This is a genomic window from Actinomycetospora lutea, assembly GCF_028737205.1.
Lineage (GTDB): Bacteria > Actinomycetota > Actinomycetes > Mycobacteriales > Pseudonocardiaceae > Actinomycetospora > Actinomycetospora lutea.
In genome coordinates, this window is sequence record NZ_JAQZAL010000001.1 from 36,418 (window position 1) to 48,695 (window position 12,278).

The following is a 12,278-nucleotide window of genomic DNA, read 5'->3' on the forward strand; positions in this document are numbered from 1 at the left end:
GGCGCCCCGGGCGCGGCGCGCGGCTCCGGGGCGTCACACGGGCGTCAGCGACGCGTGGTGCCCGAGGCGCGCACGACGACCTCGGGGGCGTCCTGGCTCTTCTCCTCCCGCGCGAGCGCCGACCGCAGCGCGGGGTTCATCTGGGCGAGCAGTGGAGCCGTCCACTGCCGCGGCGAGGACGCAGCGCAACGTGGACACGCCACGCGCTCCGGGGCCTCCCCCATCGGGCGGGTCTCATCGAACGTGCCGCAGGCGGGGCAGCGGTAGGCATATGTCGCCATGCGCGTCCTCCCCGGCACCGGTCCCGCACGAGATGGAAATAGTTTCCACGCACGAATAACTGTCGGGCAAGGAGCAAAATCGCAGGTCCGGACGGCGGGCGACCAGGTGCGGACCGCTCACGCCGTCCGGCCGAGTGGCACGAACGACGAACGGCCCCCGAGCCGGAGCTCGGGGGCCGTCGCGACGTGCTCGGTACCGGGACCTAGTCCAGGTAGTCGCGCAGGACCTGCGAGCGCGACGGGTGGCGCAGCTTCGACATCGTCTTCGACTCGATCTGACGGATGCGCTCGCGCGTCACGCCGTAGACCTGACCGATCTCGTCGAGGGTGCGCGGCTGGCCGTCGGTGAGGCCGAAGCGCAGGCGCACCACGCCGGCCTCGCGCTCCGAGAGCGTCGCGAGGACCGACTGCAGCTGGTCCTGCAGCAGGGTGAAGGAGACCGCGTCGACGGCCACCACGGCCTCGGAGTCCTCGATGAAGTCGCCGAGCTGCGAGTCGCCCTCGTCGCCGATGGTCTGGTCGAGGCTGATGGGCTCCCGGGCGTACTGCTGGATCTCCAGCACCTTGTCCGGGGTGATGTCCATCTCCTTGGCGAGCTCCTCGGGCGTGGGCTCGCGGCCCAGGTCCTGGAGCAGCTCGCGCTGGATGCGACCGAGCTTGTTGATGACCTCGACCATGTGCACCGGGATGCGGATGGTGCGCGCCTGGTCGGCCATCGCGCGGGTGATGGCCTGGCGGATCCACCACGTCGCGTAGGTCGAGAACTTGTAGCCCTTGGTGTAGTCGAACTTCTCGACCGCGCGGATCAGACCGAGGTTGCCCTCCTGGATCAGGTCCAGGAACGCCATGCCGCGGCCGGTGTAGCGCTTGGCCAGCGAGACCACGAGGCGCAGGTTGGCCTCGAGGAGGTGGGACTTGGCGCGCTCGCCGTCACGGACGATCCACCGCAGGTCGCGCCGCATCTGCGTCGCGAGCTCCTGCTGGGCCTCGGCGACCTTGCGCAGCCGCTCGGAGGCGTAGAGGCCGGCCTCGATGCGCTTGGCGAGCTCGACCTCCTCCTCGGCGTTGAGCAGCGCCACCTTGCCGATCTGCTTGAGGTAGGCGCGGACCGAGTCGGCGGACGCGGTGAGCTCGGCGTCCTTGCGCGCCTGGCGCAGCGCCTCGGACTCCTCCTCGTCCCAGACGAAGTCGCCGGACTTCTTGTCCTCCTCCGTCGGCTCCTCGGTCTCGACCTCCGCGGCCTCGACCACCTCGGCGCCCAGCACGACGACGTCCTCGGTGAGCTCGGAGCTCGCGGCCTCGAGCTCGGGGCCCTCGAGCCCCTCGAGGTCGGCACCCTCGGGTCCGTCGGCGGCGTCGACCTCCTCGGCGCCCTCGGGCGCCTCGGGATCGGTCTTGGCCGCGCCCTTGCCCTTCGCGGGCGCCTTCTTGGCGCCCTTGGCGGAACGCGTCGCGGTCTTCTTCGCCGGCGCCTCGGTGGCATCCGGAGCAGCGACCACACCGACCGGGCCTCCCGCGGCGGCTGCTTCGGGGTCGGCGGCGTCGGCGACGCGGCGTCGGGTTGCGGACTTTGCGGCTGCCACAGACGACCTTTCGTGACGAACGGCTGAACGGCGACGGAATCGACGACCCGGGTCGCCGGATGGCCACCCGAGCGCGGGACGACAGCGAGGGCCCCGGCCCCTCCCGGTGTACCGCCTCGGCTCGCGTCCATTGTAACGAGCGAGGGCGCCGGACGTCGCACCTCACGGCCGGGGGCCGCTCCCGTGGAGCTCCGACGCAGCCTACGGGATCGATTCCGAGGGGTCGCTGGGCGCGATCACCGCCCGGTGCCCCGCCCTTCGTCGGGTGGACACCCGGCTGTGGTCCGATGCCGCCATGGACCCTGCCGAGCTCGAGGAGATCGCGGTCGCCGTCGCGGGCGAGACCGCGGCGCTGGCGCTGTCGGTGCGCGAGCGGGTGGTCGGCCGCGACCGGCTCGACACCAAGAGCTCGGCCACCGACGTCGTCACCGAGGGCGACACGGCGTGCGAGGCGCTGGTCCGCGAGCGGCTCGCCGCCGCCCGCCCGGACGACCTGGTCCTCGGCGAGGAGGGCGGCACCAGCGGCACGCCCGCGCCCGGTCAGGTGCGCTGGGTCGTCGACCCCATCGACGGCACCGTGAACTACACCCACGGGCTGCCGTGGTTCTCGGTGTCGCTCGGCGCCGAGGTCGACGGGCGGATCGTCGCCGGGGCGGTGGTGGAGCCCGTCTCCGGCCGGGTGTGGCGGGCCGCCCGCGGGCACGGGGCGCGGTGCGACGGCGCCCGCCTGCACACCTCCACGCTCGAGGACCTGTCCCTCGCGGTGGTCGGGACCGGCCTGGGCTACGACCCCGGGCGCCGAGCCCGCCAGGCCGCCGTGCTGGCGCGCATCGCCGGACGGATCGGGGACGTGCGGCGGACCGGCTGCGCCTCGCTCGACCTCTGCGCGGTGGCGGCCGGCTGGCTCGACGGGTTCTACGAGCACGGCCTGCACCCCTGGGACCACGCCGCGGGCGCGCTCATCGCCCAGGAGGCCGGGGCGGCCGTCCGGCTTCCGGGCGCCGACCCCGACGGCCTCGGGACCGGGGCCACGCTCGTCGCCGCCCCGGCGCTGGCGGCTCCGCTCACCGCCCTGCTCGTGGCCGAGGGCGCCGGCGCGATCGCCTGAGACGGGCGCCGGTCAGCTGCTGCAGTCGACCGTGCGGAGGCTCGTCAGCATCGCGTTGTCCGGCACCTGCGCGGTGGTGCCCGAGCCGTCGGTGGCGGTCTGGCGGGCGAGCGCCCGCAGCGCCTCGGTGACCGGCTGGGGCGGGGAGATGTCGCGGAAGTCGTCGCCGAGGGCGAGGTCGACCTCGGTACCCGACCGGCCGTCGGAGACCAGCTCCGCGCACGGCACGACGAGGCTCAGCGTGCGGGCCGCGGACGCGCCCTCGGGGCCGTAGCGGATCTGGCCGACGCACGAGAGGTCCTGCGCGGGGTAGAGCGCGTCGTTGTCGGGCGGCGCCGCCTCGGCGATGCCCAGCTCGCCCAGCTCGGCGGCCGCCAGCTGCGCCTGGCCGCGCTGGCCCGCGCCGTTGAGCACCTTGACCCGCACGTCGCCGGGCGCCGCCGCCTGCTGGTCGTCCAGCGCGTCGGTCGACTGCGGTGTCCCGGCCCCGGCCACCGGCGAGGCGTTGCAGGACGTGACCGACCCGGCCGTCGAGTTGGTGAACACCACGGTCCACGTCACGATGCTCGCCACGGCGAGGACGACGACCAGCACCGTGGCCGGCACGAGGTTGCGCCGCCGGTAGACCTCGCGCACCCGCGACGTGCCCGCCTTGACCGAGCCGACCAACCGACGCCCCTCCCGAGAGACCCGCACCGCTTCGGCAGCAGGGTAGTGGTGCCCGGCCGCGGCGCCGACGGTCCGGCGGACCGTGGCGCGGCGACATCACGATCCCGACACTGGGCGGTCACTGCCCCGGGGCCAGCTGACCGCGCCGGGTCACGTGGGTTACCCTCCCGCCGCTCCGCAGCAGCGCGGACGTCGTCTCGTCCGTGCCGTGGGACCCCTGAGGTGAGACCCGGGTCACTTTCCCGGTCGGCACAAACGGTCGCCGTCCCGCGTTGTGCTGCCGCACGACAGAGACGGAACCGGGCAGGAACCGGGCACGACCGAGGGTGGGAAACCGCTATGGCGACCGACTACGACGCCCCGCGCCGCAACGAGACCGACGAGATGGGCGAGGACTCCCTCGAGGAGCTCAAGGCCCGGCGCAACGAAGCGCAGTCCGCCGCCGTCGACGTCGACGAGACCGACACCGCCGAGAGCTTCGAGCTCCCGGGTGCCGACCTCTCCGGCGAGGAACTGACGGTGCGGGTGCTCCCGAAGCAGGCGGACGAGTTCACCTGCGGGAGCTGCTTCCTCGTGCACCACCGCAGCCGGCTGGCGGACCAGCGCGGCGGATTGTTCATCTGCCGCGACTGCGCGGCCTGATCGCCGGCGGAGTCCCTGACGGAGTCCCTAGCGGAGTCCCTCACGGAGGGCCGCGAGGAGCTCCTCGGGGCGGCGGGTGGACACGACCCAGTACGGGGTGGGGTCGTCCGGGTCGATGACCTCGATCCGGACGGCCGGACCCACCCACGGGCGGTGCAGGACGAACGCCTCGGGGTCGAGCTGGGGGCCGAGGGCCTCGCGCTTGGCCTCGCCGACCACGACGTCGACCCGCCCGATCTGCGACACCGGCAGGTGCGCGGGCCCCGCGCGCAGTTCACGCGCGCCCTCGGCCCCCCTGCCGTCCACGTCGACGCGCACGCGTCCCAGCCAGACCAGCAGGACGACGGCCAGCGGCAGCAGCAGGACGTAGGGCAGCCAGGCGCGCACGCCCGGGTGGCCCATGTGCAGCTCCGCGGCCAGGAGGCCCGCCATGAGCAGGACCGGCGGCCACCACCACCACGGCACGACCAGGCGCTCGGCGTACGCCGGTGCGCGCGGGGTCGTGTCGGGTCCCGGTGAGGGGCGCGGGGTGCTCACGACACCCAGAGTAGTCTCGCCCGCTGTGTCGGAGGGTGTGGTGCAGGTCGACCTCGTCCGCCTCGACGCCGGGCTCCCCGTGCCGGCGCGGGCCCGCCCCGGTGACGCCGGCGCGGATCTCTGCGCGGCCCGCGACGTGACGCTCGCCCCGGGCGAGCGCGCCCTCGTGGGCACCGGCGTCGCGGTGGTGCTCCCCGCGGGCCACGCGGCGTTCGTGGTGCCGCGCTCGGGGCTCGCGGTGCGCGAGGGCATCGGCCTGCTGAACTCGCCGGGCACGATCGACGCCGGGTACCGCGGCGAGATCCAGGTGTGCCTGGTCAACCACGACCCGTCGCGGACCGTGGCCATCCGCCGGGGCGACCGCGTGGCCCAGCTGGTGGTCCAGCGGATCGAGGAGACCGTGTTCCGGGTGCTCGAGGGTGTCGACGACCTCGAGACGCTCGCCGCCGTCGCGCCGACGGCACGGGGGGCGGGGGGCTTCGGGTCGACCGGGGTCGCCGGCGTGACGGAAGGAGAGCAGCAGCCGTGAGCGAGGACGGGCGCGGGGGACGGCACCGGCACCGGGCCGGGCGCGTCGCGCAGGTGTCGGTGGCCGCCGAGCCCGCGGGCCGGCGCCACCACCAGCGCCAGGGTCCGTGGGACGCCGAGGACGCGCCGCGCGACGGGCGTCTGCGCCTGGACCTCGGGTCGGTGCAGCTCCCGATCCCGCGCGGCGCCCGTCTCAAGGCCGAGCCCGACCCGTCCGGCCCGCTGCGGGCGGTGCACGCGCTGGTCCCCGAGGGCCGGCTGACAGTCAGCGCCTTCGCGGCGCCGCGCACCGGCGGGCTGTGGCCGGAGCTCGTCGAGGAGCTCGCGGCGCAGCTGCAGAAGGAGGGCGCGACGATCCGTCGCGACCGGGGGGAGTGGGGCCGCGAGCTGGTCGCCCGCAACGGCAACACCGTGGCCCGCGTCGTCGGCGTGGAGGGACCGCGCTGGATGCTGCGCGGGGTCGGCACCGGGCCGGTCGAGCACGCCCTCAAGCTGCACGGGATGCTGCGCGAGATGCTGCGCGGCACCGTCGTGGCGCGGTCGTCGGACCCGCTGCCGGTGCGCTCGCTCCTGCCGCTCGAGGTCCCCGAGGACGTGCCCGAGGAGTTCGCCGACTCGCTGGTCGAGTCGATGCCCACCAAACCCCGGCAGATCACCCGGCCCGAGGGACCGGTCATCCCGATGATGCTGCCCCAGCGCGCCGGAGCGGGTACCTCACCGGGGCGCACCTGAGCCGGTGTCCGGCCCGTCTCAACGCGGGACACCGGCGCCACCGGTGGCGCACGATCGGATTATCCTGGGCAGCGTCCGCGGTCGACGGCGCCCGACGGGGGCGACGGCCGCGGGGACGTGCACGGGAGCACATGATGAGTGCCGAGACCGGGTTCCTGCGTCGCATGGTCCGTCGCCTCACCTCCGACGTCGGCGACCTCGACGCGGACGACCTGTCCGCCGAGGCCGTGCGGTCGGGGTGCGACCGGGCGTGCGACTCGAGCACGGGTGAGGCGGTCACCGTCAAGGGACGCCTGCGCTCGGTGGAGATCTGTCCGCGCGGATCGGTCGCCACCCTCGAGGCGGAGCTCTTCGACGGCACCGACGGCGTGACGCTGGTCTGGATGGGCCGCCGCCGCATCCCGGGCATCGAGCCGGGACGCACGGTGCGGGCGAGCGGGCGCGTGGCCATCCGCGACGGCCGCAAGGTGATCTACAACCCCTACTACGAGCTGCAGCGCGGGCACTGAGCGCGCGGGCCGGGCGACCGCCCTCCGGCCGGCGTCGTAGCGTGGGCCCCACCGGCCGCCGGCCGGCGCGGGTCCCGCCCGCCGTCCCCCCGGGAGACCGCCATCCGACCCGAGACGCGCTCCACCGGCGACCCCGTCGACCCGCCGACCGGGCCGGTCGACCTGCGCCGCGCCGACCCGCCGACGGAGTCGTTCGAACCCGCCGCGCCGGCCGAGGTCGACGTGGTCGAGGAGGACGCGGGCGGGAAGGACGCCCCGCCGCGGAAGAACCCGACGCTGATGGACCAGATGGGCGGCGTCTCCGGGATCATCGCCTCGGGCGTGCCCGTCGTCGTCTTCGTCGTGGCCCAGGCGCTGTTCGGCAACCTCGTCGCCTCGATCGCGGCGGCGGTCGGGTCCGCGGTGGCCGTCGCGATCTGGCGCTTCGCGCGCGGCGACGCGATCCAGCCCGCGCTCTCGGGCCTGCTCGGCGTCGCGGTCTGCGCGGTCATCGCGTGGCGCACCGGCGAGGCCAGGGGCTTCTTCCTGCTCGGGATCTGGACGAGCCTCGTCTACGGCGGCGTCTTCGTGCTCTCGGTCATCGCCCGGCGCCCGCTGGTCGGCGTGATCTGGCACCTCGTCAACGGCGAGGGCCAGGACTGGCGCCGCGACCCGCGGGTCCTGCGCGGCTACGACATCGCCTCGCTGGCCTGGGTCGCCGTCTTCGGCGCGCGCTTCGTGGTGCAGCGCTGGCTCTACGACTCGGTGTACGCCGACACCTGGCTCGGCTGGGTGCGCATCGCGATGGGCGTCCCGCTCGCCGCGATCGCCGCCGCCGTGACGGTGTGGGCGATCCGGCGCAGCCGCCGGCTCCTGAACTAGCCCTACTCCTCCGGCTCGCCCTTGAGGACGCGCTGGATCTCCTCCTCGACGTCCTCACCGGCGACGAACATCATCTCGTCGCCCGGTTCGATCGGGTCGTCCGGCTGGGGCACGATGACGCGCCCGCCGCGCAGGATCGCGACGAGGGCGGCCTCGCGGGGCAGCGGCACCTCGCGCACCGCGCGCCCGGCCAGCGGGGTGTTGGCGGGCAGGGTGACCTCGACGAGGTTCGCGGTGCCCTGGCGCAGGGTCAGCAGGCGCACGAGGTCGCCGACCGACACCGCCTCCTCGACCATCGCGGCGAGCATGCGCGGGGTGGACACGGCGACGTCGACGCCCCACGCGTCGGTGAAGAGCCACTCGTTGCGGGGGTCGTTGACCCGGGCGACGACGCGGCGCACCGCGAACTCGGTCTTGGCGAGCAGCGAGACGACGAGGTTGACCTTGTCGTCGCCGGTGGCGGCGATGACGACGTCGCAGCCCTGCAGGCGCGCCTCTTCGAGCGAGGCGAGCTCACAGGCATCGGCGTGCACCCACTCGGCCTGCGGCACGGCCTCGGGCTCGACATGGGCGAGGTCACGCTCGATGAGCATCACCTCGTGGTCGGCCTCGACGAGCTCGGCGGCGATCGAGCGTCCGACCGCCCCGGCCCCCGCCACGGTCACGCGCATCCCTACTCCGCCCTCTCCGGCGAGGCCGCCGCGGCGGCGGTGACGGCGGCGACCGTGCCGCTGACGGCCGCGGCGTACACGACGTCCTCGGCCTGCAGGACGGTGTCGGCGGTGGGCAGCAGGCCGGTGCCGAACCGCACGATGAAGGCCACCCGGCTCCCCGTGGCCTCCTCGATCTCGGTGACGAGCCGGCCCGACCAGTCCTCCTGGAACTGCAGTTGCATGATCGCGACGGTGCCGGAGGGGTCGCGCCAGGCGGTGGCCACCCCGTCGGGCAACAGCATCCGCAGCAGGCGGTCGGTGGTCCACGGGACGGTCGCGACGGTCGGGATGCCGAGGCGCTCGTAGACCGCGGCGCGCTTGGCGTCGTAGATGCGGGCGACGACGTGCGAGACGCCGAAGGTCTCGCGGGCCACGCGCGCGGCGATGATGTTCGAGTTGTCGCCCGAGGAGACCGCGGCCAACGCCTCGGCGCGGTGGATGCCCGCGGCGGTCAGCGTCTCGCGGTCGAAGCCGACGCCCACGATCTCCTGCCCGTGGAAGTCGCTGCCGAGGCGCCGGAACGCCTGCGGGTCACGATCGATCACGGCCACGTCGTGGCCCAGCCGCTCGAGCGCCAGCGCGAGGGACGACCCCACCCGCCCGCAGCCCATCACGACGATGTGCACGCCGCCTCCCCGACTCCCTGGCTCCCCGACCCACCCTGCCCGTCGGCGCTGCGCACCGTATCGCCCGGAAACGCCTCACCGGGACGCGCCCGGGCCCATGGACACGCCTACGCTCTCTCCGTGTCCAAGCTCGCCACGGCGACCAAGCGCCTCGTGCTCGGCCTGCCGTTCCGCAGCGACTCGCTGCAGGGCACCCTGCTGCGCAAGCGCATCGCCCTGCCGGTGTTCGCCTCCGACGCCCTGTCGTCGGTGGCGTACGCCCCGCAGGAGGTGCTGATCACCCTGTCCCTGGCGGGGCTGGGCGCCTACGCCCTCTCCCCGTGGGTCGGGGCCGCGGTGATCGTCGTGCTGATCACCGTGATCGTCAGCTACCGCCAGAACGTGCACGCCTACCCCTCCGGGGGCGGCGACTACGAGATCGCCACGGTCAACCTGGGCCGCTATGCCGGGCTCGTCGTGGCGAGCGCCCTGCTCGTGGACTACACCCTCACCGTCGCGGTCTCGGTCTCCTCGGCGGCGGACAACCTCGGCGCGCTGGTGCCGTTCGTCGGCGACCACAAGGTGCTCTTCGCCGTCGCGGCGATCCTCGTGCTCACCGCCATCAACCTGCGCGGGGTGCGGGAGTCGGGGATCACCTTCGCCATCCCGACCTACTGCTTCATCGTCTGCATGGTCGGGATGATCGTCTGGGGCGGGGTGCAGCTCGCGCTCGGCCAGGACCTCGTCGCTCCGAGCGCCGGCTTCGGCGTGCGGCCCGAGGGCGGGGGCGACTCCACGGACGACCTCACCCAGCTCGCCCTGGTGTTCCTGGTGCTGCGCTCGTTCACCCAGGGCTGCGCGGCGCTGACCGGGGTCGAGGCCATCAGCAACGGCGTCCCCGCCTTCCGCAAGCCCAAGTCGCGCAACGCGGCCACCACGCTCGCGATGCTCGGGCTGATCTCGGTGTTCCTCTTCTCCGGGATGATCGCGCTGGCCCGCTCGTCGGGCGTGGTCATGGCCGAGCGGCCGGCCGAGCAGCTCGTCGGCGCCCCGCCGGGCTACCGCCAGGAGACGCTGATCGCGCAGGTCGCCCGCACGGTGTTCGACGGCTTCCCGCCCGGCTTCTGGGCCGTGACGATCTTCACGGCCCTCATCCTCGTGCTGGCCGCCAACACGGCCTTCAACGGCTTCCCGGTGCTCGGTTCGATCCTCGCCCAGGACCGCTACCTGCCCCGCCAGCTGCACACGCGCGGCGACCGGCTGGCCTTCTCGAACGGGATCCTGTTCCTGGCGTTCTTCGCGGTCGTGCTGGTCGTCGGCTTCGGCGCCGAGGTCACCGCGCTGATCCCGCTCTACACGGTCGGCGTGTTCGTGTCGTTCACGCTGAGCCAGTCCGGGATGGTCCGGCACTGGACGCGCCTGCTGGGCACCGAGCGCGACGCGGGGGAGCGGGCGCGGCTGCGGCGCTCCCGCTGGATCAGCGGCTTCGGCACGGCGATGACCGGCACCGTGCTGCTCGTCGTGCTCGTGACGAAGTTCGTGGTCGGCGCCTGGATCGCGATCGTCGCCGGGGTGCTGGCGTTCCTCATGATGCTGTCGATCCGCAAGCACTACGACCGGGTCAGCGAGGAGATCGCCGCCCCGGCGGTCATGACGAGCACGCTGCCCAGCCGCAACCACGCGATCGTGCTGGTCTCGCGGCTGCACATGCCGACGCTGCGGGCGGTCGCCTACGCCCGCGCGACCCGGCCCGACGTGCTCGAGGCGCTGACGGTCAACGTCGACGACGCCGACACCCGCACGCTCGTCGCGGAGTGGGAGTCGCGGGACATCCCGGTGCCGCTCAAGGTCGTCGAGTCGCCCTACCGCGAGATCACCAAGCCGATCCTGCAGTACGTCAAGCGGATCCGGACCGACAACCCCCGCGACGTGGTCACCGTGTTCATCCCCGAGTACGTGCTCGGGCGCTGGTGGGAGCAGCTGCTGCACAACCAGAGCGCGCTGCGCCTCAAGGGCCGGCTGCTCTTCCAGCCCGGCGTCATGGTCGTCAGCGTGCCGTGGCAGCTGGAGTCGTCGAAGCGGGCGGCCGCCCGCCGGCCCCCGGGCGCACCCGGCTCGGCGCGCCGCGGCTACGAGCCCCCGACGGGCGCCGGCGCGACCGCCTCCGCCCCGACCGACGCCGCCCCGGCCCCGCCACCCCGGAAGTCGCGGCCCGAGCCGGCGGGGCCGCCGCGATGACCGCGGGGAGACGAAGCGAAGCGGAGCTCGACCCATCGATGCCGATCGACTGGACCGACCGCCTCCTCGAGGTCGACGTCGGCGCCGTCGCCCACGGCGGGCACTGCGTCGCGCGCCACGAGGGGCGGGTGGTGTTCGTGCGCCACGCCCTGCCCGGCGAGCGGGTCCGCGCGGTGGTCACCGAGGACGGCGGCGGCTCGTTCTGCCGGGCGGACGCGGTGGCGGTGCTGACCGGATCGCCGGACCGCGTCGAGCCCGCGTGCGCCTGGGCCGGCCCCGGCGGGTGCGGCGGCTGCGACTGGCAGCACGCGACGCCCGCCGCGCAGCGGGCGCTCAAGGCCACGGTGATCGCCGAGCAGCTCGCGCGGCTGGCCGGCGTCGAGCGCGACGTGGTGGTCGAGGAGCTGCCCGGCGGCCCGCTGGAGTGGCGCACGCGGATGCGGATGGCGGTCACCGACGACGGGCGCCCGGGCCTGCGCGCCCACCGCAGCCACGAGGTGCTGCCCGTCGGCGACTGCCCGATCGCCGCGCCGGGCGCGCTGACGCCGGTGCTGGAACGGGCGTGGACGCCGACCGCGGAGGTCGAGATCGTCCGCGACGCGGCGGGCGAGGTGCACGCCGCCGAGCTGTTCGAGGGCGCCCGGCACCCCGAGCTGGGCAGCGGCACCGCCCACGAGCGGGCCGCGGGCCGCGACTGGGCGCTGCCCCCGGAGGCGTTCTGGCAGGTGCACCCGCACGCCGCCGACGCCGTCGTCGACGCGGTGCTCGAGGGCGTCGGGGAACTCGCGCCGGGCGCCTGCGCCTGGGACCTCTACGGCGGCGCCGGCCTCATCGCCGCCCCGCTGGCGCAGCGCGTGGGCGCCGGGGGCCGGGTGGTGCTCGTCGAGAACGACCCGGCGGCCGCCGCGGCGGCCGCGGAGTGCCTGGCCGACCTGCCCGCGGTGCAGGTGGTGCGCGGGCGGGTGGAGAAGGTGCTCGCGGGAGACGGAGCGCAGCGGAGCTCGACCCATCGGGGCGGTCTGCCCGGGCCGCCCGACGTGATCGTTGCCGACCCGCCGCGCAAGGGTCTCGGCCGCGGTCTCGCCGGCGCGCTCGCGCAGCACGGCGCCGCGCGGATCGTGCTCGTGGCCTGCGATCCCGCGGCGCTCGCCCGCGACGTCGCCGCGCTCGCCGAGCACGGCCACCGGCTCGGGGCGCTGCGCGCCTTCGACGCCTTCCCGATGACCCACCACGTCGAATGTGTCGCAACCCTCCTCGCGCCGTGACCGGCTC

Annotated in this window: 14 protein-coding genes; 8 read left to right on the plus strand and 6 right to left on the minus strand. The window is 74.6% G+C overall.

The annotated features are described in order from the left end of the window. Positions 1-44: 44 nt before the first annotated feature. A complete protein-coding gene (locus tag PHK61_RS00200; protein ID WP_274278948.1) occupies positions 45-281 on the minus strand; it encodes an FmdB family zinc ribbon protein in 237 nt (78 codons plus the stop codon). 203 nt (positions 282-484) lie between these two features. Then, complete coding sequence (locus PHK61_RS00205) at positions 485-1,864, minus strand: RNA polymerase sigma factor (protein ID WP_274278949.1); 1,380 nt, start codon at positions 1,862-1,864, stop codon at positions 485-487. Positions 1,865-2,159: 295 nt separating this feature from the next. Here PHK61_RS00205 and PHK61_RS00210 point away from each other — a divergent pair, with 295 nt between their 5' ends. Next, positions 2,160-2,972 carry an inositol monophosphatase family protein gene (locus PHK61_RS00210; protein ID WP_274278950.1) on the plus strand — a complete coding sequence of 271 codons (813 nt, stop codon included), beginning with the start codon at positions 2,160-2,162 and terminating at the stop codon, positions 2,970-2,972. Positions 2,973-2,984: 12 nt separating this feature from the next. Here PHK61_RS00210 and cei read toward each other — a convergent pair whose 3' ends face one another. Beyond that, complete coding sequence (gene cei / locus PHK61_RS00215; RefSeq protein WP_274278951.1) at positions 2,985-3,641, minus strand: envelope integrity protein Cei; 657 nt, start codon at positions 3,639-3,641, stop codon at positions 2,985-2,987. Between the two features lie 339 nt (positions 3,642-3,980). On the opposite strand from cei, the gene PHK61_RS00220 reads away from it, so the two are divergent. After that, entirely contained in the window at positions 3,981-4,283 is a 303-nt protein-coding gene (locus PHK61_RS00220) for a DUF4193 domain-containing protein (protein ID WP_133825164.1), read from the plus strand. A gap of 27 nt (positions 4,284-4,310) precedes the next feature. On the opposite strand, the gene PHK61_RS00225 is transcribed toward PHK61_RS00220, so the two are convergent. After that, on the minus strand, positions 4,311-4,820 hold the full coding sequence (locus PHK61_RS00225; protein WP_274278952.1) for a DUF3093 domain-containing protein: 510 nt from the start codon (positions 4,818-4,820) through the stop codon (positions 4,311-4,313). A gap of 25 nt (positions 4,821-4,845) precedes the next feature. Between PHK61_RS00225 and dut the strand changes: the two genes are divergently transcribed. From dut to PHK61_RS00245, 4 genes are all read left to right on the plus strand, one after another. Continuing rightward, on the plus strand, positions 4,846-5,349 hold the full coding sequence (gene dut / locus PHK61_RS00230; RefSeq protein WP_274278953.1) for a dUTP diphosphatase: 504 nt from the start codon (positions 4,846-4,848) through the stop codon (positions 5,347-5,349). Further along, complete coding sequence (locus PHK61_RS00235; protein ID WP_274278954.1) at positions 5,346-6,080, plus strand: DUF3710 domain-containing protein; 735 nt, start codon at positions 5,346-5,348, stop codon at positions 6,078-6,080. The genes dut and PHK61_RS00235 overlap by 4 nt, the downstream gene beginning before the upstream one ends. A gap of 131 nt (positions 6,081-6,211) precedes the next feature. Beyond that, positions 6,212-6,589, plus strand: a complete 378-nt coding sequence (locus PHK61_RS00240) for an OB-fold nucleic acid binding domain-containing protein (RefSeq protein ID WP_274278955.1) — start codon at positions 6,212-6,214, stop codon at positions 6,587-6,589. A gap of 222 nt (positions 6,590-6,811) precedes the next feature. Next, entirely contained in the window at positions 6,812-7,450 is a 639-nt protein-coding gene (locus tag PHK61_RS00245) for a DUF3159 domain-containing protein (protein ID WP_274278956.1), read from the plus strand. 2 nt (positions 7,451-7,452) lie between these two features. On the opposite strand, the gene PHK61_RS00250 is transcribed toward PHK61_RS00245, so the two are convergent. Next, the gene (locus PHK61_RS00250; RefSeq protein WP_274278957.1) at positions 7,453-8,121 is read right to left on the minus strand and encodes a potassium channel family protein; all 669 of its coding nucleotides are present in this window, start codon (positions 8,119-8,121) and stop codon (positions 7,453-7,455) included. A gap of 2 nt (positions 8,122-8,123) precedes the next feature. Further along, positions 8,124-8,789, minus strand: a complete 666-nt coding sequence (locus PHK61_RS00255) for a potassium channel family protein (protein ID WP_274278958.1) — start codon at positions 8,787-8,789, stop codon at positions 8,124-8,126. 120 nt (positions 8,790-8,909) lie between these two features. Here PHK61_RS00255 and PHK61_RS00260 point away from each other — a divergent pair, with 120 nt between their 5' ends. Next, positions 8,910-11,006, plus strand: a complete 2,097-nt coding sequence (locus PHK61_RS00260) for an APC family permease (RefSeq protein WP_274278959.1) — start codon at positions 8,910-8,912, stop codon at positions 11,004-11,006. A gap of 38 nt (positions 11,007-11,044) precedes the next feature. Continuing rightward, entirely contained in the window at positions 11,045-12,271 is a 1,227-nt protein-coding gene (locus tag PHK61_RS00265; RefSeq protein ID WP_274278960.1) for a class I SAM-dependent RNA methyltransferase, read from the plus strand. The last annotated feature ends 7 nt before the right edge of the window (positions 12,272-12,278 follow it).